General features: G+C 68.4%; 17 protein-coding genes. 8 read left to right on the top strand and 9 right to left on the bottom strand.

Features of this window, described 5'->3' with window-relative positions:
• Positions 1 to 7: 7 nt before the first annotated feature.
• A complete protein-coding gene (locus BIX52_RS10025) occupies positions 8 to 1,138 on the bottom strand; it encodes a CaiB/BaiF CoA transferase family protein (RefSeq protein ID WP_108676541.1) in 1,131 nt (376 codons plus the stop codon).
• Between the two features lie 192 nt (positions 1,139 to 1,330).
• On the opposite strand from BIX52_RS10025, the gene BIX52_RS10020 reads away from it, so the two are divergent.
• Positions 1,331 to 2,524, top strand: coding sequence for an acyl-CoA dehydrogenase family protein (locus BIX52_RS10020; RefSeq protein ID WP_075220931.1), 1,194 nt, complete (start codon positions 1,331 to 1,333; stop codon positions 2,522 to 2,524).
• 37 nt (positions 2,525 to 2,561) lie between these two features.
• Here BIX52_RS10020 and BIX52_RS10015 read toward each other — a convergent pair whose 3' ends face one another.
• The 3 genes from BIX52_RS10015 to BIX52_RS10005 all read right to left on the bottom strand — a co-directional run bounded on the left by BIX52_RS10015 (position 2,562) and on the right by BIX52_RS10005 (position 5,159).
• On the bottom strand, positions 2,562 to 2,987 hold the full coding sequence (locus BIX52_RS10015) for a PACE efflux transporter (protein ID WP_075220930.1): 426 nt from the start codon (positions 2,985 to 2,987) through the stop codon (positions 2,562 to 2,564).
• 103 nt (positions 2,988 to 3,090) lie between these two features.
• Positions 3,091 to 4,023: a LysR family transcriptional regulator gene (locus BIX52_RS10010; RefSeq protein ID WP_075221189.1), complete on the bottom strand. Its 933-nt coding sequence runs from the start codon at positions 4,021 to 4,023 to the stop codon at positions 3,091 to 3,093.
• A 167-nt stretch (positions 4,024 to 4,190) separates the two neighbouring features.
• Positions 4,191 to 5,159, bottom strand: a complete 969-nt coding sequence (locus tag BIX52_RS10005; RefSeq protein ID WP_075220929.1) for an RluA family pseudouridine synthase — start codon at positions 5,157 to 5,159, stop codon at positions 4,191 to 4,193.
• Between the two features lie 251 nt (positions 5,160 to 5,410).
• On the opposite strand from BIX52_RS10005, the gene BIX52_RS10000 reads away from it, so the two are divergent.
• Positions 5,411 to 6,190, top strand: a complete 780-nt coding sequence (locus tag BIX52_RS10000; protein WP_075220928.1) for a hypothetical protein — start codon at positions 5,411 to 5,413, stop codon at positions 6,188 to 6,190.
• A gap of 25 nt (positions 6,191 to 6,215) precedes the next feature.
• On the opposite strand, the gene crcB is transcribed toward BIX52_RS10000, so the two are convergent.
• From crcB to topA, 5 genes are all read right to left on the bottom strand, one after another.
• Complete coding sequence (crcB, locus tag BIX52_RS09995; RefSeq protein ID WP_075220927.1) at positions 6,216 to 6,590, bottom strand: fluoride efflux transporter CrcB; 375 nt, start codon at positions 6,588 to 6,590, stop codon at positions 6,216 to 6,218.
• Positions 6,587 to 7,414, bottom strand: coding sequence for a sterol desaturase family protein (locus tag BIX52_RS09990; protein ID WP_075220926.1), 828 nt, complete (start codon positions 7,412 to 7,414; stop codon positions 6,587 to 6,589). The genes crcB and BIX52_RS09990 overlap by 4 nt, the downstream gene beginning before the upstream one ends.
• Positions 7,415 to 7,579: 165 nt before the next feature.
• Positions 7,580 to 8,890, bottom strand: coding sequence for a replication-associated recombination protein A (locus BIX52_RS09985; protein ID WP_075220925.1), 1,311 nt, complete (start codon positions 8,888 to 8,890; stop codon positions 7,580 to 7,582).
• 38 nt (positions 8,891 to 8,928) lie between these two features.
• Positions 8,929 to 10,347 (bottom strand): Do family serine endopeptidase, encoded by a 1,419-nt coding sequence (locus BIX52_RS09980; protein WP_075220924.1) that lies wholly within the window; start codon positions 10,345 to 10,347, stop codon positions 8,929 to 8,931.
• Positions 10,348 to 10,671: 324 nt separating this feature from the next.
• On the bottom strand, positions 10,672 to 13,461 hold the full coding sequence (gene topA, locus BIX52_RS09975; protein ID WP_075220923.1) for a type I DNA topoisomerase: 2,790 nt from the start codon (positions 13,459 to 13,461) through the stop codon (positions 10,672 to 10,674).
• A gap of 208 nt (positions 13,462 to 13,669) precedes the next feature.
• Here topA and BIX52_RS09970 point away from each other — a divergent pair, with 208 nt between their 5' ends.
• The 6 genes from BIX52_RS09970 (at position 13,670) to BIX52_RS09945 (ending at position 19,412) form a co-directional block, all read left to right on the top strand.
• Positions 13,670 to 13,927, top strand: a complete 258-nt coding sequence (locus tag BIX52_RS09970) for a hypothetical protein (protein ID WP_075220922.1) — start codon at positions 13,670 to 13,672, stop codon at positions 13,925 to 13,927.
• A gap of 185 nt (positions 13,928 to 14,112) precedes the next feature.
• Positions 14,113 to 16,308, top strand: coding sequence for a ribonuclease R (gene rnr, locus BIX52_RS09965; RefSeq protein ID WP_075220921.1), 2,196 nt, complete (start codon positions 14,113 to 14,115; stop codon positions 16,306 to 16,308).
• A complete protein-coding gene (locus BIX52_RS09960) occupies positions 16,305 to 16,724 on the top strand; it encodes a DUF983 domain-containing protein (protein WP_075220920.1) in 420 nt (139 codons plus the stop codon). Before rnr ends, BIX52_RS09960 begins: the two co-directional genes overlap by 4 nt.
• A complete protein-coding gene (locus tag BIX52_RS09955) occupies positions 16,721 to 17,179 on the top strand; it encodes a DUF983 domain-containing protein (protein ID WP_208990400.1) in 459 nt (152 codons plus the stop codon). Before BIX52_RS09960 ends, BIX52_RS09955 begins: the two co-directional genes overlap by 4 nt.
• Positions 17,180 to 17,215: 36 nt before the next feature.
• Positions 17,216 to 17,959 (top strand): NUDIX hydrolase, encoded by a 744-nt coding sequence (locus BIX52_RS09950; RefSeq protein WP_075220919.1) that lies wholly within the window; start codon positions 17,216 to 17,218, stop codon positions 17,957 to 17,959.
• A gap of 268 nt (positions 17,960 to 18,227) precedes the next feature.
• Positions 18,228 to 19,412, top strand: a complete 1,185-nt coding sequence (locus BIX52_RS09945) for an MFS transporter (protein WP_205647792.1) — start codon at positions 18,228 to 18,230, stop codon at positions 19,410 to 19,412.
• Positions 19,413 to 19,431: the final 19 nt, after the last annotated feature.

Raw genomic sequence — 19,431 nt, 5'->3', positions numbered from 1 at the left:
GCCCGCGTCACTGTTCGCCGAGGATCTCCGCCCGCACCGCCGCGGTATGCTCGCCCAGCGCCGGCACGGGGCCGAAGGCGGGCGATGCCCCGTTCACCGTCGCCCCCGGCGCCAGGAAGCGCACCGGCCCGCTCGGCGTATCGGCTTCCACGTAGCGGTTCTGCGGATGGCGGGCGAGATCGTCCATCCCGTTGACGCGGCCGTTGGCGATCTGCGCCGCCGTCAGCATCGCTGCCAGATCGTCCCGGTCGTGGCGGCTGAAGACGCTGTTCAGGATCTCATCCAGCGCCGGGCGGTTGGCGACGCGCGCCGCACCGCTGACGAAGCGCGGATCGGTCGCCACCTCCGGCATCTTCAGCACCTCGTTGCACAGGCGCACCCACTCGCGCTCGTTCTGCACGGCGAAGAGCACCTCCTTGCCGTCCCGACCCGCATAGGCTCCGTATGGCGCGATGGAGGGGTGATGCAGCCCCGCCCGCGGCGGGGTCACGTCGCCGTAGACGTATTGCAGGTAGGGAACGTTCATCCAGTCCGACAGGGCGTGGAAGAGGCTGACGGCGATGTGGCGCCCCTCCCCCGTCCGCTCCCGCGCGAACAGCGCCTGCAGCACCGACTGGTGCGCCGTCATCCCGCACGAGATGTCGCACACCGAGACGCCGACCCGCGCCGGCCCCGCGGGGTTGCCGGTGATCGTGACGAGCCCCGTCTCGGCCTGGACGAGGAGGTCGTAGGCGCGGGCCTTCTTCATCTCCCCCTCGTCGCCATAGCCGGAGATCGACACGGTGATGAGGCGCGGATAAGCGGCTCTGAGGCGCGCGGGGGCGAAGCCCAGCCGGTCGATCGCATCGGGGGCGAGGTTCTGGATGAACACGTCCGCCTTGGCGATCAGCCCTTCCAGAACGCGCTTGTCCTCGTCCTGCCGAAGATCCAGGCAGACGGACTCCTTGCCGCGGTTGAGCCATACGAAATAGGCGCTCTCGCCATGGACCAGCGTATCGTAGGCGCGGGCGAAGTCGCCCTCCGGCCGCTCGATCTTGATGACGCGAGCGCCCGCCTCCGCCAGACGGCTCGACAGGTAGGGCGCCGCAACCGCCTGCTCCACCGACACGACGAGAAGCCCGTCCAGATCACCCATAATGCCCCATCCTCCTGGCCCTGCGATGCGCGGCACGCTGGCACAGGGCGGCGCCCGGCCGGAAGTCGTGCCATCCTCGGCAGGGCTATTGATGCCCGTTATATGCGCGCGCGGCGTGGCATGGCTTCCCCGGCCGGGGCGAAGATGACAGCAGAGACCCGCCGACGCCCGCCACCCACCTCACCGGAGACCCCGATGGACAAGCTCACCCCCGCCGCGGAGTTCGACCCGACCGCCGCTTATGCCGACATTCGCGAAGGCGTGGCGGCGGTCTGCGCCCGCTTTCCCGGCCCCTATTGGCAGGAGCTGGACCGCGAGCGCGCCTACCCGAAGGCGTTCGTCGACGCACTGATCGAGGCGGGCTACCTCTCGGCCATGATCCCCGAGGAGTACGGCGGCTCCGGCCTGCCGCTGACCGCGGGCGCCGTCATCCTGGAGGAGATCCACAAGAGCGGCTGCAACGCCGGCGCCTGCCACGCCCAGATGTATACGATGGGGACGGTGCTGCGCCACGGCAGCCCCGAGCAGAAGGCGAAGTATCTCCCCGGCATCGCCGACGGGTCGCTGCGCCTGCAGGCCTTCGGCGTCACCGAGCCGACGTCCGGCACCAACACGCTGGCGCTGAAGACCACCGCACGGCGTGACGGCGACAATTACATCGTCAACGGCCAGAAGATCTGGATCAGCCGGGCCGAGCATTCCGACCTCATGGTGCTCCTCGCCCGCACCACGCCGGTGGATCAGGTGGAGAAGCGCACGGACGGGCTGTCGGTCTTCCTCATCGACCTGCGCGAGCTGCGCGGCAACGGCGTGGAGATCCGGCCCATCCGCACGATGATCAACCACGCGACGACGGAGATCTTCTTCGACAACGCGGTGATCCCCGCCTCCAGCCTGATCGGCGAGGAGGGCAAGGGCTTCCGCTACATCCTGTCGGGCATGAACTCGGAGCGCATTTTGATCGCCGCCGAATGCATCGGCGACGCCAAGTGGTTCCTCAAGACGGGCTCCGACTATGCCCGCGAGCGCGAAGTGTTCGGCGGTCCGATCGGCGCCAACCAGGGCGTGCAGTTCCCGCTCGCCAAGGCCGCCGCGCACCTGATGGCGGCCGAGGCGATCGTCTACCGCGCCGCCGCCATGTACGACGCCGGCCTCAATCCGGGCGTGGAGGCGAACACGGCCAAGATGCTGGCCGCCGACGCGAGCTGGGAGGCCGGCGAGGCGTGTCTGCAGACCCACGGAGGCTTCGGCTTCGCGGAGGAATACGACGTGGAGCGCAAATTCCGCGAGGCGCGGCTCTACCAGGTGGCGCCGATCTCCACCAACCTCATCCTCTGCTTCATCGCCGAGCAGGTGCTGGGACTGCCGAAGTCCTACGGCAAGCGCTGAGGCTTAGATGCGCGGGGCCGCGGCAGGCCCGCATGTCCTAGACGGTCCGCCACTCCGGCAGCGGGAACAGCCGGTCGTAGGCCCAGTTGAACGTGAAAGCGTAGACCAGATAGAAGGCCGACAAGGACAGATCCATCATCAACGCCTCCCACAAGGTGACGCCGAGATAGAACGCGATGAACGGCATCAGCATCGCGACCAGTCCGACCTCGAACAGCACCGCGTGGGCGATGCGCAAGAGCAGACCCTTCTGCGTGGTGCCGCGCAGGCGCTGCATCGCGTAATCGAAGCCGGCGTTGTACACGAACACCCACGTCGCCGCGATCACCGCACTGACGACGCCGACGGCGCCGATGTCGACCATGGGCTTGCCGAACACCAGCGCGCCGAGCGGCACGACGATGAGGAGCCCGATGATCTCGAAGCTGAGGGCATGGCGAAGGCGATCGCCGAAGGACCGCATGTCAAACCTCCATGAACATCGGGTCGTCCCGAGCCGGTGAGCCGTAAGGAGGTCGTCCTCGCTTAGGGGCTGGAGGTACGTCGTCAGAGGGCCGGGTTCAAGATCAGGCCTCGGCCAGCGTGCCTTCCCACAGCCCGCGCGCCACGAGCTCACGCACCACCTTCAGGGTCAGCGCCTCCACGGCGCGGCAGGCTCTGCTCTGCACCACGTCGCGGTGGTGGACGAGATGCACCGGGCGCGTCAGCACCGGTTCGATGATCGGCGCACGCACCAGCTCGCCGCGCGAGACGAGGTCCTGCGTCGCCGCGGGGGCGAAGATCGCATAGCCGGAGCCCCGCGCGACCAGCTCCTTGATCTGCGTCATCGCATCCATGTCCATGACGACGTTGAGCTTTACCCCGCGCACATGGGCGAACTTCTCGATCGTCCGGCGCAGGCCGTTGGAGGGCAGGATCATTTCCACCCCCTCGAGATCCTTGAAGGGGACCGGTGTGCCCGGCACCGTGTCGAACGGCCAGCTGTCGGGCGCGGAGATGAAGTCGAGCGTTTCCGTCACCAGGTGGGTCGCGCGCAGATGGTCGGCATTCTCGAGATCGTAGACGATGGCGAGGTCGACCGTGCGATCCTCGATCCAGCCCATGATGTAGGTGGACATCGACTCCACGGCCCTGAGGCGCACGTTGGGGAGTTCCAGCCGCACCGTCTCGGCGAGAGGGACGGACAGCGCCATCGCCGCGGAGGGCGGGATGCCGAAATTCACCGTCCCGCGCACTTCGCCCGAAAGGTTGCGCATTTCTTCGACGCAGGCGTCCAGCATGCCGCAGATGCGCCGGGCGTGTTCGACCAGAACCCACCCCTCCTCGGTCAGCATCGTTCCGCGCGGCGAACGCTCCACCAGGCGCACGCCGAGTTCCTCCTCCATGCGCTTCAGGTGCTGCGACAGCGAAGGCTGAGCGACGCCGATGGTTTGGGCGGCGACCGAGATCGACCGCGCTTCGGCGATGGCGAGGAAGTATTTCAGGTGCCTGAGGTCCACGGAGGGCGGCCTTGGTTTTGCGGAGCGCCCGGCGGACAGCGGCGCACCGGCGAGCATCGACCGCATCAGGCTATTGAGGAAACCTATGGGGCCTAGACGTACCGGCCTTTGACTGATGCAGCAAGGGCCGCAGGGCTCTGCCCACGCATTAAGCTGCCGCCCTCGCCTCAGCCTCCGGTCGGCGACAGGCCCAGCACCGTGAGGCTCTGGTGGAAATGCGGCGACACCGGCGCGGTGACGTTGAGCGTCCCGCCGTCAGGGTGCGGCAGCGTGATGTGGCGGGCGTGCAGGTGAAGGCGGTTCTGGATGCCACCCGGAAGCGCCCAATTCTCCACGTTGAAATATTTCGGGTCGCCGATGATCGGCACGCCGATGTGGGCGCAGTGCACGCGAAGCTGGTGGGTGCGCCCCGTCACCGGCGACAGGCGCAGCAGCGAGAGCTGGCCCGAGCGGTCCAGCGTCTCGTAGAGCGTGGTCGCGCGCTGCGCCTCTTTGGTTTTCTGCGGCAGCACCGCCATCTTTTCCGAATCGCGCGGGTCGCGGCCCATCCAGGTGGAGATGCGGCCCTCGTCCGGCGACGGGTGGCCGCGGGTCAGCGCCCAATAGGTCTTCTCGGCATCGCGGCCCTTGAACGTCTCGGCGAGCGCGGCGGCGATGCTGCGCTTCAGCGCGATGACGAGAACGCCCGTGGTGTCGCGGTCGAGACGGTGGACGAGGCGCGGCTTGCGGCCCTTCTTGTCGCGCCAGGCTTCCAGCATACCGTCGACATGGCGCGAGATGCCGGAGCCGCCCTGCACGGCGAGGCCGAACGGCTTGTTGAGGACGACGATCGCCTCGTCGCGGTAGATCACCATCGCCTCCAGCGCGGCGGCGTCGCCCGCGGCGCCGCTGACCGGGCCGGAGGGGGCTGCGGTGGCACCGCCGGTCATCTGCGGCGGCAGGCGCACGCTCTGCCCGGCCTCGAGCCGCGTCTCCAGCTTCACCCGCGCCCCGTCGACGCGGAGCTGGCCGGTGCGCACGATCTTCGACAGAGCGCCCAGAGGCACGTCCGGGAAGCCGCGCCGCAGCCAGCGATCGAGCCGCATTCCGGCATCATCGGGATCCACCTCCACGTGGGAGACCCGCGGCTCGGCCATCTTTCGTCCTCCTTCTTGGGTCCGGCCATCGGCAATGGCGGCGGACATCCTGCGCGTCACGCACGGCTTTCATCGCTGCACCGGGCGCGGGGCGCCACGCTTGGCCGCACGGCAGCCCCGGCGACAGGCGCTGCCGACACCTATATCGGTGGGAGGGCGGTTTGCTACCACCAACCCGCCCGGTCCCGCACGCGCGTGATCAACCCCCACAGGGTGGCCGCCCGGCCGCCGCCCGGACCAGGAGACCCGCGATGCCGACGACACGGCGCATCACCGCCCCCCTCCTCGCCTTCGCTTTTGCCCTCGCCCTCGGCCTTGCCGCCGGGCCGATGGCGGCCCCCTCCGCTCTCGCACAGGATGCACAACCGGCTCCGCAAACCGAAGCTCCGTCGCTGTCCCGCGATGCGATCCGCGGCGTGATGGGTCCGCTCACCACGATCCTGCCCGCGCGCGGCGTCAGCGGCCCTTGGCAAGTGGAGATGACCCCGCGCGGCTTCCTCATGGGCAACCGTACCGACGCCAACGCGGTTCGCTATTTCTACGTCGACGCCGGCAAAGAGGCCGGATCGCGCCGTGTCGAGGTGGATGTGATCGTCGAGCCGCAGGGGCCGCGCACCGCCCTCGCCGGTCTCCTCTACGGGTTCAACAAGGAAACGAAAAGCTATTTCATGCTGGTCATCGAAGGGGGCGACCGCGTGGCCCTTTATGCGCGCACCCCGAAGGAGATGCGCCGCATCGTCGGGCTGAAGTTCGAGTCCAACAGCCGCGGCCCTTATCGCCTCGCCATCCAAGAGCAGGGCGACCAGTTCGAAATGTCGCTGAACGGCAACCGCCTCGGCGCGGTGAAGTTCGACGCGGTGGGCAAAGGCGCCACCGGCATCGTCGCGGCGGGGTTAGGCACGTTCGGTTTCGCCGCGTTCGACGTGACCGATGCGACCGGCGGCGGCGGCACGGCCATCCCCGAACGCGGCGCCGTCGAGGATGCCGCGCCCGATGCCGCACCCCCGAATGAGCCCGCACCCGCTGAATGAGGTCGCTGCCGCCGAGCGGGCGGCGTCAGACGGCGGCGCGCACGGCGGCGATTCCCCCCGCCGCCGCCACCACGCACGAGGCGACGCTGAGGAGGGCATAGCCGAGGCCGACCGCCCAGCGCCCCGCCTCGATCAGCCGCACCGTTTCGATGGAGAAGGTGGAGAAGGTGGTGAAGCCGCCGAGCATGCCGGTGACCACCAGCGCCGTCAGCGCCATGCGCCCGGCGAGCAGCGTGGCGAGGACACCGATGAGGAACGAGCCGAGCACGTTCACCGCGAAGGTGGCATAAGGCAGCGCCGCGCCGGCGAGTCCGGAGATGACGATATTGGCCCAGAAGCGCCCGAGCGCGCCGATCGCCCCGCCGAGCGCCACGCAGAGGCTGGCGGTGACCGGGTTCATTCGGCGGCGACGGCGGGCGGCGCGTCCGCGGTCGCGGCCGAGGTGGCCGCCGGCGCCTGTCGCGGCGTGCGGTAGGGAACGCCCCCGTCCGGCAGCGCCTCCCAACGCTCCACCCCCTCGTCATAGCCCTTGTGCAGCGTGCCGCACACGCGGTCCCAGAACGAGAAGAAGTTCGCGTAGTTGTAGTTGAACTTCGAGTGGTGCAGGTCGTGGAACAGGGTGCACACCATCGGCGACGGCACCCGCGTCCATTTGGACGCCGCGAATTCGAAGCCCGAGTGGCCGATCATCCCGTTGAAGTGGTCATAGACCCGCTGACCGATCAGGACGATCGGCGGGATCGGCAGGATCAACGGCGCGATGAGGTAGTAGGACTGCATCGCCACCGCGTCGAGCATGGTGTCGGAGTAGTTGGACCACACGGTCGGCGCGACCGAGCGGTGATGATACTGGTGATGCTTGTAGAGCGGGCCCCAATGCATCAGCCGGTGGCCCCAATAAAACCATGTGTCGAAGGCGAAGATGGAGATGATCGCCATCAACGGCACCGACCACCACGAGAGGTCGAGCGGGGCGAACAGTGTCCACCCACGATACTGCGCGTAAAGCCCGCCCGCGAGGCAGAAGCAGGTGCCCAGCAGCGACCACGCGGACTGACGGATCTCCTTGCCGCGCCGCTTCAACCCGTCGCGGTTCTTCTGGATGCGCCGTTCCGGGTGGCGGAAGGCGTACCAATTGAAGAGCGCGCCGAAGGCGAGATAGGTGCCGAAGGTCGCCGCATAGACGGCGGCCCAAACGGCGAGGAACTCCAGCAAGGTACGCATCGCGTTGATCCTGTCTCAGTGCCGCAGACAGGCTTAGGCCCGCAAGACCGCCGATGGCAACCGCCGCGGCGCCGATCAGAGTTGCAACAGCTCCAATCCCAAATCAGTTCGGCGCGGCGCCCGAGGCGCCGGAGCGCAGCGCTGCGTCGGCGACATCGGGGTCACTCACCCCTCCCCGCGGCGCCGCGCGCGCACCGCGTCAGCCGCCTCGAGCGCCTTCTTCAAAGCCGCCTCGCGGCCGCGGTCAGTCGGCTCGTAGAAGCGTTGCGGCGGCAGACCGTCGGGGAAATAGTTTTGGCCGGAGATGCCGCCCGGAACGTCGTGGTCGTACTCGTAGCCGTCGCCGTAGCCCTCTTCGCGCATCAGCTTGGTGGGGGCGTTCATGATCGTCTTCGGCGGGTTCAGCGAGGGCGTCTCCTTCACGAAGCGCCGCGCCGCCTTGAACGCCTTGTAGAGCGCGTTCGATTTCGGCGCGAGCGCCAGGTAGACGGTGAGTTCCGCCAGCGCCAGCTCGCCCTCCGGTGTTCCCAGGAAGTCGTAGGTGTCGCGCGCGGATATCGCCAAGGTCAGCGCGTGAGGGTCGGCGAGGCCGATGTCCTCCGCCGCCATCCGCGTCAGTCGGCGGGCGAGGTACATCGGATCCTCGCCGCCCTCCAGCATGCGCATCAGGTAGTAGAGCGCCGCGTCCGGGTCGGACCCGCGCACCGATTTGTGCAGCGCCGAGATGAGGTTGTAATGGCCGTCCCGGTCCTTGTCGTAGGCCGGCGCGCGGCGCTGCAGGATGGCCTGCACCGCCTCGGCATCCAAAGTCTCACCAGCCGCAGCGACACGGTAGACCTCTTCGGCCAGGGTCAGGATCGCCCGCCCGTCCCCATCCGCCATTCGGATGAGGCTGGCGCGCGCGTCGGCGGTGACGGGCAGCGGCCCGCGCACGCCCTCCGCGCGGGTGAGGAGCGCGGCCAGCGCATCCTCCGTCAGCGGCTTGAACACCAGGACCTGGGCGCGCGACAGGAGCGCCGAGTTCAGCTCGAAGGACGGGTTCTCCGTCGTGGCGCCGACGAGCGTGATGGTCCCGTCCTCCACCACCGGCAGGAAGGCGTCCTGTTGGGCGCGGTTGAAGCGGTGGATCTCGTCCACGAAGAGCAACGTGCCGCGGCCGACGCTGCGGGCGCCACGCGCAGTCTCGAACACCTTCTTCAGGTCCGCCACGCCGGAGAAGATCGCCGAGATCTGCACGAACTCCAGCCGCACATGATGGGCGAGAAGCCGCGCCAGGGTGGTCTTGCCCGTGCCCGGCGGCCCCCACAGGATCAGCGAGCCGATGCGCTCGCCCTTCAGCATGCGCGTCAGCCGCCCGTCCTCGCCGAGGAGGTGGGGCTGGCCGACGATGTCGCCGAGCGTCTGCGGCCGCAGCTCGTCCGCCAGCGGGCGTGGGGCCGAACGCTCAAGTCCTGAGGCAGCGAAGAGGTCGCTCACTGGGGTCCGATCCGAGGTTATGGCGGGCCGGGCCGGCCCTACCCGTTCAATGTCACGCTGAAGAGGCGCCCGTCCCGCTCGATGTCGAGGTTCCAATAGCGCGCGCGCCGGCTCGTGGCCGCCTCGAGCTCCTCCGTGGAGCCGATCGCGCGCCCGTTGACCCGCCGCACGATGTCGCCGCGCCGAAGGTTGACGCGGGCGGCGAAGCTGCCCGGCTCCACGTCGGCGATGACGACGCCCTCGGCGGCGAAGTCCACGTTGATCTCGTCCGCCACGGCGGGCGAGAGGTTGCTCACCGTGGCCCCGCCGAAGGGCGAGCGGCCGGTGATGACGCGGGTATCGCGCGGCGTCGTCTCGGGCGGGGCCTCCAGCGCCACGGTGACCGTGCGCGCCTCACCGGCCCGCTGGACGGTGATCTTCGCCTCACCCTCAATGCCGCGCGTGGCGTAGACGAACCCGAAGCTGTCCACATCGCTCACCGGCGCGCCGTCCACCGCGGTGATGACGTCGGCCACGCGGATGCCCGCCCGCCGCGCCGGCCCGTCGTCCACCAGCTCCACGACCACAGCCCCGGCGGGACGGTCGAGGCCGAGCTGGCGGGAGAGGTCGCGGGTCACATTGTCGAGCTTGGCGCCGAGCCAGGGGCGGCGCACCACACCGTCACCCTTCGCCGCCGCCACGACGAGCTCGACCGTTTCCGCGGGGATCGCGAAGCCGATGCCGTTGGACCCGCCGGAGCGCGAATAGATCGCCGTATTGATGCCGACGAGCCGCCCCGCCATGTCGATCAGCGCGCCGCCCGAATTGCCGGGATTGATGGCCGCGTCCGTCTGGATGAAGAAGCGGTGGTCCGCCACCCCCACATTGGTGCGCGCCTTGGCGGAGACAATGCCCTGCGTCACCGTCTGGCCGACTCCGAAGGGGTTGCCGATGGCGAGCACCAGGTCGCCCGTCTCCAGCGCCTCGGACGGGGCGAAACCGAGCGAGGGGAAGGGTCCGTCTCCCTCGATCTGCAGCACGGCGAGGTCGGTCCGCTCGTCCTTCAGGAGGAGCCGCGCGGGCGCCTCGCGCCGGTCGTTGAAGCCGATGCGGATCTCGGTCGCGTTCTTCACCACGTGGGCGTTGGTGACCATGAGCCCGGACGGGTCGACGATGACGCCTGATCCGAGCGCCGAGCCACCGCGCTGACGCGGTGCGCCGCCACCGAAGAAGCGGCGCATGATCGGATCGTCGGAATAGAACGGGTCGACCGTCCGTTGCAGCGAGTAGACGTTGACGACCGCGGGCGCCGCCGCCTTCACCACCGGGGCGAAGGAGAGCGAGATTTCAGCGCGGGACTGCGGCACGTCCTGGGCCGCGGCGGGCGGCGTGCATGCCAACGTGGCCAGCACCGCCGCGGCGAGGGCCATGCCCGCCACCGGGCGGACGCTGATGTGGGGGAAGCGTGGATTGATCATGACGATCCCCTCTTAGACGGTCCGGCTCTATCGTGCCATGGCACCCACTGCGAGCGCGCGGCCAGTAGATCCGCGAAGGCGCTCTGGACTTCACCGAACAACAGGGCGGGCCGCCTGTCGGCCGGAGCCAGACGTCGCTGAATGAAGCCCTGAGGCAGTCGGCGCCGGTCCGCAAGGGCCGCGTCGCTTGAACCCTTGCAGACCAGCGCCGACCGCCTCCGATCGGGCTTCAGCGACGGCTGGCTCCGGACAACAGGCTGGGGGCCGCCGTGCCCATGCGGGAGGGGCGGCACCGCGGCGGCATGACGCGGCCGCGGTCCCCGGTCACTCTTCCCAGGGCGGCGTGTCGTCGCCGCTGTCGGCCTTGGGCTTGGCCTTGGTGGCGGCCGGCTTCTTCGTGGCAGCCGGCTTCTTGGCGGCCGCGGGTTTCTTCGCGGCGGGCTTCTTGGCCTTGGCGGGGGCGGCGTCGTCGTCGCTGTCCACCAATGCGCCGTCGTCCGCCTTCGCGGCCTTCGCCTTCGTCGCGGCGGGCTTCTTGGTGGCGGCCTTCTTCGCCCCCGCCTTCGCCGTCGCGGGTTTCTTCGCCGCCGCCTTGGTGGTCTTGCCGCCCTTGGCCTTACCGGCGCGTTCCTCGATCAGCTTCAGCGCCTCTTCCAGGGTGACCGCCTGCGGGTCGGTGCCCTTCGGCAGCGTCGCGTTCACCTTGCCGTGGTTCACGTAAGGTCCGTAGCGGCCCTCGCGCACCGTCACCTCACCGCCGGACGGATGCTCACCCAGCGTCTTCAGCGCGGCGGGCGTGCGGCCGCGGCCGCCGTCCTTGCGCTCGGCGATCAACGCCACCGCACGGTTCAGGCCGATCTCGAACACGTCGTCGATCGAGTCGAGCTTGGAATATTTGCCCCCGTAGAGGAGGTACGGCCCGTAGCGGCCGAGACCGGCCTGGATCGTCTCCTGCGTCTCGGGATGCTGTCCCACCTCGCGCGGCAGCGACAGGAGCGCCACCGCCTTGTCGAGCGTGATCTCCTCCGGCTTCCACCCCTTCGGCAGCGACGAGCGGGGCGGCTTCTCCCCCTCCTCCGCGGCGAGCTCGATGTAGGGGCCGAAGCGCCCGGTCTTCAGCGAGATCTCCGCGCCCGTGTCCGGATGGACGCCCAGAACCTGCGGCCCCGTGGGCTTCGGATCGGCGTTCGGATCGTCGCCGAACTCGCGCGTATAGTTGCACTCCGGGTAGTTGGAGCAGCCGATGAAGGCGCCGTAGCGGCTCGTCTTCAGCGACAGGTTGCCCTGGTGGCACACCGGGCAGACGCGCGGGTCCGACCCGTCCGGCCGCGGCGGGTAGATGAGCGGGGCGAGATCCTCGTTCAGCGCGTCGAGGACGGCCGCCGTGCGCACCTCCATCACCTCGCCGATCTGGCGCGAGAAATCCTGCCAGAAATCGCGCAGGACCTGACGCCAGTCCGCTTTGCCGTCGGAAATCGCGTCCAGCTTCTCTTCGAGATCCGCCGTGAAGCCGTACTCCACGTAACGCTCGAAGAAGCTTTCCAGGAACGCGGTGACGATCCGGCCCTTGGACCCCGGCACCAGGCGCTTCTTGTCCAGCTCGACATATTCGCGGTCGCGCAGGGTCGAGAGCGTCGCCGTGTAGGTGGAGGGACGGCCGATGCCGAGTTCCTCCATCTTCTTGATCAGCGTCGCCTCGGTGTAGCGCGGCGGCGGCTCGGTGAAGTGCTGGGCGGGCTTCACCGCCTCGCGCTTCAAGGCGTCGCCCTGGGCAATCTTCGGCAGACGGCCGTCATCGTCGTCCTCCGGATCGTCGTCGCGGCCTTCCATGTAGACCGAGAGGAACCCGTCGAAGAGCATCACCGAGCCGGTGGCGCGCAGGCCGATGGACTTGCCCCCGGCCGCCGCGTCGATGTCGACGGTGGTGCGCTCGAACTCGGCTGATTCCATCTGGCTGGCCATCGCCCGCTTCCAGATGAGATCGTAGAGCCGGAACTCGTCCTCGCCGAGATAGCGCTTCATCTGCGCCGGGCGGCGGAACGGGTCGGTCGGGCGGATCGCCTCGTGCGCCTCCTGCGCGTTCTTCGCCTTGGTGGCGTAGTAGCGCGGCTTCTCGGGCAGGTAGACGTCGTTATAGTCCTTGCCGATCAGGCGGCGGATGGCGGCGATCCCCTCCGGCGCCATCTGCACGCCGTCGGTCCGCATATAGGTGATGAGGCCGGTCGTCTCGCCGTCCAGCTCGATGCCCTCGTAGAGCTTCTGCGCCGTCTGCATCGTGCGTGCCGACGAAAAGCCGAGCTTGCGCGAGGCTTCCTGCTGCAGCGTCGACGTGGTGAAGGGCGGCGACGGATTGCGCTTCTGGGGCTTTGCCTCGACGCTGATCGCCTTGAAGGCGGCCGCCTTCAGGTGGTCGACGATCGCCTTCGCGTCCGCCTCGGTCTTGATGCCGAGCCGGTCGAGCCTTTTGCCGTCCAGCACCGCGACACGGGCCTCGAACTGGTCGCCGGCGGGCGTCGTCAACGTGGCGATGACGGACCAATATTCCTGCGCGGTGAAGCGCTCGATCTCTGCTTCACGGTCGCACACCAGGCGCAGCGCCACGGACTGCACGCGGCCCGCCGAGCGCGAGCCCGGCAGCTTGCGCCACAGCACCGGCGACAGGTTGAAGCCGACGAGATAGTCGAGCGCGCGGCGGGCCCGGTAGGCGTCGACCAGGTGGTCCTCGATGTCGCGCGGTGCGGCCATCGCGTCCAGGACGGCCTGCTTGGTGATGGCGTTGAACACCACGCGCTGCACCGGCTGCGACTTGATCGCCTTCTTTTCCTTCAGCACCTGAAGCACGTGCCAGGAGATCGCCTCACCCTCGCGATCCGGGTCGGTGGCGAGGATCAGCCGGTCGGCATCCTTCACCGCCTTGGCGAGATCGTTGAGGCGTTTGGCGGCTTTGGCATCGACCTGCCAGAGCATCGCGAAGTCCTGGTCGGGATCGACCGATCCGTCCTTGGGCGGCAGATCGCGCACGTGCCCGTAGGAGGCCACGACATGGTAGTCGGACCCCAGGTATTTGTTGATGGTTTTCGCTTTGGCCGGAGACTCGACGACGACGACGTTCATTCCTGGCCCCCCCTTGAGCCGTCCCGCACATAGAGGCGGTTGGCCTTCAACGCAAAGGGGGACAACGCACGATCCGCCGAAAAGGACTCTTTCCGACAGCGGCTTTTGCAATTTAAAATTTTGATTGTTTGCCCCGCAAGGTTGAAGAAAGCCACGCGATGCAAGCTCCTCATGCCGTCCCACAGGTCCGACGTGCAAGGAGAGTTCCATGCCAAGCCTGAGCGAAACGATGGCCGCCGGTACCAAGGTCGTTCCGGCCAGCCAACTCGGCCAATCCCCCCGTGAAGTGGCCGATTATATCGAGCAGATGTCCGCCGAGCTCGTCTCGCTGGCCGAGCAGAGCGGTCTCGGTTTCCTCGCCTATCTCCTGGAGGTGGCGCGCGAAGAGGCAGCGCTGCACCGCGCGCCGCAGCAACCCACCCGGCGCGAGATGCACGGCGAACTTCCGGTCCCGAGCGTCCGCTGAAGGTCCCGCAGGTCGGTCGAAGACGCCGCCGCGCACAAGCCGGGCCGGGCACCATGCGGCGGACTGGAAGTGCGGGCGCCGAACGCGCATAAGAAAGGTGCGAGTCCTCGCATTCCGCTCACCGCACCGTGGGTGGACAACCTTTCCGCTCGACGGGGGCGCCCTGCGCCTCCACATACGGCCGTATGTCAAACAAACCCGTTCCCACGCGCGAAGAGATCCTCCGTTTCGTCGCCGACAGTCCCGGCCGCGTGGGCAAGCGCGAGATCGCCAAAGCCTTCAACGTCAAAGGCGCCGAGCGGATCGAGCTGAAATCGCTGCTGGCCGACATGGCTGACGAAGGGCTGCTCGCCAAGTCCGGCAAGCGCCTGTCGCGCCCCGGCGAGCTGCCGCGCGTCGCCCTCCTCGCCGTCACCGGCCGCACCAAGGACGGCGACCTCTACGCCGAGCCGACGAGCTGGGACTTCGACGAGCCGCGCCCCAAGGTCATCCTCGCCAACACCAAGCCGGCGCCGGGCATGGGTGACCGCCTTCTCGCCCGCATCCACTACGACGACGAGGGCCGCCCCTCCGGCAAGGTCATCAAGGTGATCGAGCGGCGCCCGGCCTCGCAGCTCGCGGTGCTGGAGCGCATCGGCGGCAAGCCTCAGCTCTCGCCCACGTCCAAGAAGGACCGCGACACCTATTTCGTCAGCCCTGACGCGGCGAAGCACATCCCCGACGACACGCTGGTGCGCATCGAGGTGGACCGCGGGCGCGGGGCGCGGATCGTCGAGGTGATCGGCCCGGCCGGGTCCGAGCAGGCGGTGTCGATGCTGGCGATCTACGCCCACGGCATCCCCAACCAGTTCCCCGAGCGCGTTCTCGCCGAGGCCGAGGCCGCCGAGCCCGCGACCCTGGCCGGCCGCGAGGACTGGCGCGACATCCCCTTCCTCACCATCGACCCCGCAGACGCCAAGGACCACGACGACGCGGTGTTCGCCGAGCCGGACCCGCACAACGAGGGCGGCCACATCGTCACCGTGGCGATCGCCGACGTCGCCTATTACGTCACCACCGGATCCTACATGGACCAGGAGGCGCGGCTCAGAGGCAACTCCACCTATTTCCCCGACCGTGTCGTGCCGATGCTGCCGGAGCGCATCTCCAACAACCTTTGCTCCCTGCGCGAGGGCGAGGTTCGCCCGGCGATGGCGGTGCGCATGATCTTCGCCCGCGACGGGCGCAAGCAGCGCCACACCTTCCACCGCGTGCTGATGCGCTCGGAACGCCGCCTCGCCTATCAGGACGCGCAGAAGATCGCCGATGGTGTGCTGAACAGCGACGTCAAACCGCTGATCGACAATCTGTGGGCCGCCTATCGCTGCCTCTCCAAGGGGCGTGAGGCGCGTGAGCCGCTGGAGCTCGACCTGCCGGAGCGCAAGATCCTCCTGACCCCCGATGGTCAGGTGGACCGCGTCATCGTCCCGGAACGGCTCGACGCGCACAAGCTCATCGAAGAGTTCATGATCCAGTCCAACGTGGCCGCGGCGGAGACGTGCGAGGCGCAGCGCCTCCCCCTCCTCTACCGCATCCACGACCAGCCGAGCCTGGAAAAGCTGGACGGCCTGAAGGAGTTCCTCGCGACGCTGGACCTGAAACTGGCGCAAAGCGCGGGCGTGCGGCCGGGCGACTTCAACGGCATCCTCGCCAAGGTGGCGGACACGCAGAACGCCCAGCTCGTCAACGAGGTGATCCTGCGCAGCCAGGCTCAGGCGGAATATGCGCCGGACAATATCGGCCACTTCGGCCTGTCGCTGCGCCGCTATGCGCACTTCACCTCGCCGATCCGCCGCTATGCCGACCTCATCGTCCACCGCGCGCTGATCCGCAGCGAGGGGCTCGGCAAGGACGGGCTGACCGACGACGAGATGGCCGAGCTGTCGCAGATCGGCGCCGACATCTCCGCCACCGAGCGCCGCTCGATGCTGGCCGAGCGCGAGACCATCGACCGGCTGATCGCCGGCTGGCTTGTCGACAAGGTGGGCGCCACCTTCGAGGGGCGGATCGCCGGCGTCACCAAGGCGGGGCTGTTCATCCGTTTGTATGATTCGGGCGCGGACGGTTTCATCCCCATCTCCTTGCTCGCCAACGAGTTCATGATCTACGACGAGGACGCCCAGGCGCTCATCGGCGAGGCGACCGGCACCGCCTACCGGCTCGGCGACGACGTCACCGTGCGGCTGATGGAGGCGGCGCCCTTCTCCGGTGCGCTGCGGTTCGACATCGTCGACCACACGCCGACGGCCAAACTGCCGCGCCGCGGACGCCGACCGACGTCGATGGGCCGCGGGCGCGACAAGAGGCCGACGCGAGGCCCAGCGAAAGGACGCCGCCGATGACAGTCCCCAAATCGTCCGCGGGGAGCAGCCTCCTCAGCGACCGCGATCCCATGGCCGCGATGATGCGCGGCATGATGGGGCGCTGCCCCAATTGCGGCGTCGGTCCGCTGTTCGACGGGTTCCTCGCGGTCAACGACAACTGCCCCCATTGCGGCGAGGCGCTCTATCACCACCGGGCGGACGACGCGCCGCCCTACATCGTCATGTCGATCGTCAGCATCGCCGTCATCGGCGTGATGTTCTGGATGGAGATCGCCTATGCGCCGCCTTTGTGGGTGCACGCGGTGATCGGCCTGCCGCTGACGGTGGTGATGTCGCTCGCCCTGCTGCGGCCGACCAAGGGGATGATGGTCGCGCTGCAATGGGCCAAGCGCATGCACGGCTTCAACCCGCGCCATTCCGGAGGCGATTCATGATCGACCAGGCCCCCGCCGCACCGTCCGCCAACCCGTCGGTGAGCCGCTTCCTGTCGCCGGAGGACGAGCCGCTCCCCAAGCGGGCGTTGTGGCGCGCCATGGGCCGCGGTCTTCTGTGCCGCTGTCCCGCATGCGGCAAGGGCTCCCTCTTCGCCGGCTTCCTCACCGTCGCCGACACGTGCAGCGCCTGCGGCGAGGCGCTCCACCACCACCGGGCGGACGATGCCCCGCCCTACATCACGATGATGATCGTCGGACACGTTGTCGTCGCGGTGATGCTCGTCTACGAGATAGCCATGACCCCGCCGCTGTGGCTTCATGCCGCGATCTTCCTGCCGCTCACCGTCGTCATGTCGCTCTGTCTGATGCGGCCGGTGAAGGGCGCCCTGGTGGGGCTGCAATGGGCGAACCTGATGCACGGGTTCGATCCGACCTATGCCGGGGGCGACGTATGAGCACCTGCGGCGATCGATGAGCGAGACCTCAGACGTATGAGCGAGTTGACGGCCGCCGAGCGGTTGAAGCGTGACGCGGAGCAAGGCCATGCCGGCCACCGCAAGGTGACGATCCGCGATGCGGCCACCCTGATCCTGATCGACCCCAAGGGCCCGTCCGTTCTCATGGGTCGCCGCTCGATGAAGCACGTGTTCATGCCCGGCCGCTACGTCTTTCCGGGCGGCCGCGTGGATCCGACCGATTCGCGCGTCCGCCTCGACGCGCCCTACGATGATGCCACGCTGACCAAGCTGACGCTGCAGACCCGCGCCAAGCATGGCGAAGCGCGCGCCCGTGCGCTCGGCGCTGCCGCGATCCGCGAAGTCTACGAGGAGACCGGCGTGCTGGTCGGCCGCCAAGGCGCCGAGACGCTGCCGGACGGCCCCGCCTGGCAGGCCTTCCGCGATCGCGGCGTCGGCCTCGACTTCTCTCGCCTGCGCTTCGTCTTCCGCGCCATCACCCCGCCCGGCCGCCCGCGCCGGTTCGACACGCGCTTCTTCGCCGTGCCGCACGACGCGATTGCCGAGATCGATCCCAGCCGCGTCGGCGACGATGCCGAACTGGAAGAGATCGCCTGGGTTACGCTGGACGACGCGCGCAAGCTTGAGCTTCCCGGTATCACTCACACGGTGATCGACGCTCTCGCCAAGCGGTTGAAAGAGACGCCGGAACTGCCGCCGGGCGGTCCTGTCCCCTTCTTCCGCATGGTGCGCGGCGAGCGGACGATGGTCGTCCTCTAGCCACCTCTTCTCACCTCCGCCTTTTCCCTTCTGCGGCATCCTGGCGCGCGGCGATGCGAGTCGCACGCACGTCACAGTCGTCGGGTCAGGCTTGCACCTGGCCTGATCCAAAGGTCGATGCCGTCTGGTATTCGGCGGCATTATCAGTCACACACATCGCGTCGCGCGTATCTTCGTCGGAGCCATGGACCAGACGTCTCGCCAGACAGTGGCCTCGATGTCCCACCCGGTCGCTGCGGATCAGCTTGCTGCCGGCTACGGACGTCCCGTGTCCAACACCCCCCCTCATTCCGTGCCACCTTGCGGCCGGCCGACCGATTATTGGGCGCTCGCCGCCGTGATTAGCGGGATCACCGGCGTCGGTGCGGCTCTGTCGCTCAGCCTTCCGCTGCTCTCCATCGTGCTGGAACGGCGCGGGATCGAGCCCATTTTCGTCGGCATCAACACCGCGACAGCGGGCATCGCGGCCATCGCCATCCTGCCGTTCGTCACCCGCCTCGCCCACCGCTTCGGAACGGCGCGCATCATCGTCCTCTCCTTCGTCACCATGGCGGTGACGTTGATGGGGTTCTACGTCGTCCACCCGTTCGCCTTCTGGTTCCCGATGCGGTTCGTGTTCGCCGCCTCGGTCACACTGATCTTCGCGCTGACGGAGTTCTGGATCGGCTGTCTCGCACCGCCGGGGCGGCGCGGCTTCATCGTCGGCGTCTACACCGCCTTCCTGTCCATCGGCATCGCCATCGGGCCGCTGATCCTGGCTCTCGTCGGCACTGAGGGGGTACAGCCCTTCCTCATCGGCTCCCTCGCCATCTTGGCCGCAGCGGTGCCCGTGCTGTTCGTATCTGGCCGTGAGCCGCTGCTCCCCTCGGGCGGGCAGAAGAACCTCTTCCACTATGTGGCGCTGGCCCCGCTCGCCCTCTTCGCGGCGCTGGTGTTCGGCGCTGTCGAATCGGGCGGCACGGCCATCCTGCCGCTCTACGGCACGGCGATCGGCCTTGCGGCCAACCATTCGGTGATCCTCGTCAGCGCCGTGGCGCTCGGCAACATCCTGTCGCAGGTCCCCATCGGCTACCTCGCCGACCGTGTGAACAAGCGGATCATGCTGATCGTCTCGGCCGCGGTCGGTGTCGGCGGCGCGCTCATCATCCCCTTCGTGTCGGACCATTTCCTGGTCCTCCTCGGGGTGCTGTTCATCACCGGCGGCATCGTCACCGGGCTCTACACCATTGGCCTCACCCAGCTCGGCGCGCGCTACAAGGGCGCCGATCTTGCCTCGGCCAACGCCGCCTTCGTGATGATGTACGCCTTCGGCATGCTGGTCGGCCCCATCTCGCTGGGGGCCGGGCTCGACCTTTTCCCGCCGCATGGTTTTGCCATTGCGATCGCGGCGATCTTCGCCATCTATGTCGTTCTCGGTTCTCTGAGGGTGATGAAGGATGGCGTGGGCGCCTGACCGCCGCGTCAGGTAACGC

The sequence above is a fragment of the Acuticoccus yangtzensis genome (assembly GCF_001927245.1).
GTDB lineage: Bacteria > Pseudomonadota > Alphaproteobacteria > Rhizobiales > Amorphaceae > Acuticoccus > Acuticoccus yangtzensis.
Note: the sequence above shows the minus strand (reverse complement) of the source record. Positions and strands in the feature narration are given on the sequence as shown.

What these genes read in the sequence shown, in the direction of transcription:
- BIX52_RS09955 (WP_208990400.1), top strand. Translation starts at nt 16,721, where the DNA reads ATGATCGACCAGGCCCCCGCCGCACCGTCCGCCAACCCGTCGGTGAGC.
- topA (WP_075220923.1), bottom strand. Translation starts at nt 13,461, where the DNA reads ATGAACGTCGTCGTCGTCGAGTCTCCGGCCAAAGCGAAAACCATCAAC.
- BIX52_RS09960 (WP_075220920.1), top strand. Translation starts at nt 16,305, where the DNA reads ATGACAGTCCCCAAATCGTCCGCGGGGAGCAGCCTCCTCAGCGACCGC.
- BIX52_RS09990 (WP_075220926.1), bottom strand. Translation starts at nt 7,414, where the DNA reads ATGCGTACCTTGCTGGAGTTCCTCGCCGTTTGGGCCGCCGTCTATGCG.
- BIX52_RS09980 (WP_075220924.1), bottom strand. Translation starts at nt 10,347, where the DNA reads ATGATCAATCCACGCTTCCCCCACATCAGCGTCCGCCCGGTGGCGGGC.
- BIX52_RS10020 (WP_075220931.1), top strand. Translation starts at nt 1,331, where the DNA reads ATGGACAAGCTCACCCCCGCCGCGGAGTTCGACCCGACCGCCGCTTAT.
- rnr (WP_075220921.1), top strand. Translation starts at nt 14,113, where the DNA reads ATGTCAAACAAACCCGTTCCCACGCGCGAAGAGATCCTCCGTTTCGTC.
- BIX52_RS09970 (WP_075220922.1), top strand. Translation starts at nt 13,670, where the DNA reads ATGCCAAGCCTGAGCGAAACGATGGCCGCCGGTACCAAGGTCGTTCCG.
- BIX52_RS10015 (WP_075220930.1), bottom strand. Translation starts at nt 2,987, where the DNA reads ATGCGGTCCTTCGGCGATCGCCTTCGCCATGCCCTCAGCTTCGAGATC.
- BIX52_RS09950 (WP_075220919.1), top strand. Translation starts at nt 17,216, where the DNA reads ATGAGCGAGTTGACGGCCGCCGAGCGGTTGAAGCGTGACGCGGAGCAA.
- crcB (WP_075220927.1), bottom strand. Translation starts at nt 6,590, where the DNA reads ATGAACCCGGTCACCGCCAGCCTCTGCGTGGCGCTCGGCGGGGCGATC.
- BIX52_RS10000 (WP_075220928.1), top strand. Translation starts at nt 5,411, where the DNA reads ATGCCGACGACACGGCGCATCACCGCCCCCCTCCTCGCCTTCGCTTTT.
- BIX52_RS10005 (WP_075220929.1), bottom strand. Translation starts at nt 5,159, where the DNA reads ATGGCCGAGCCGCGGGTCTCCCACGTGGAGGTGGATCCCGATGATGCC.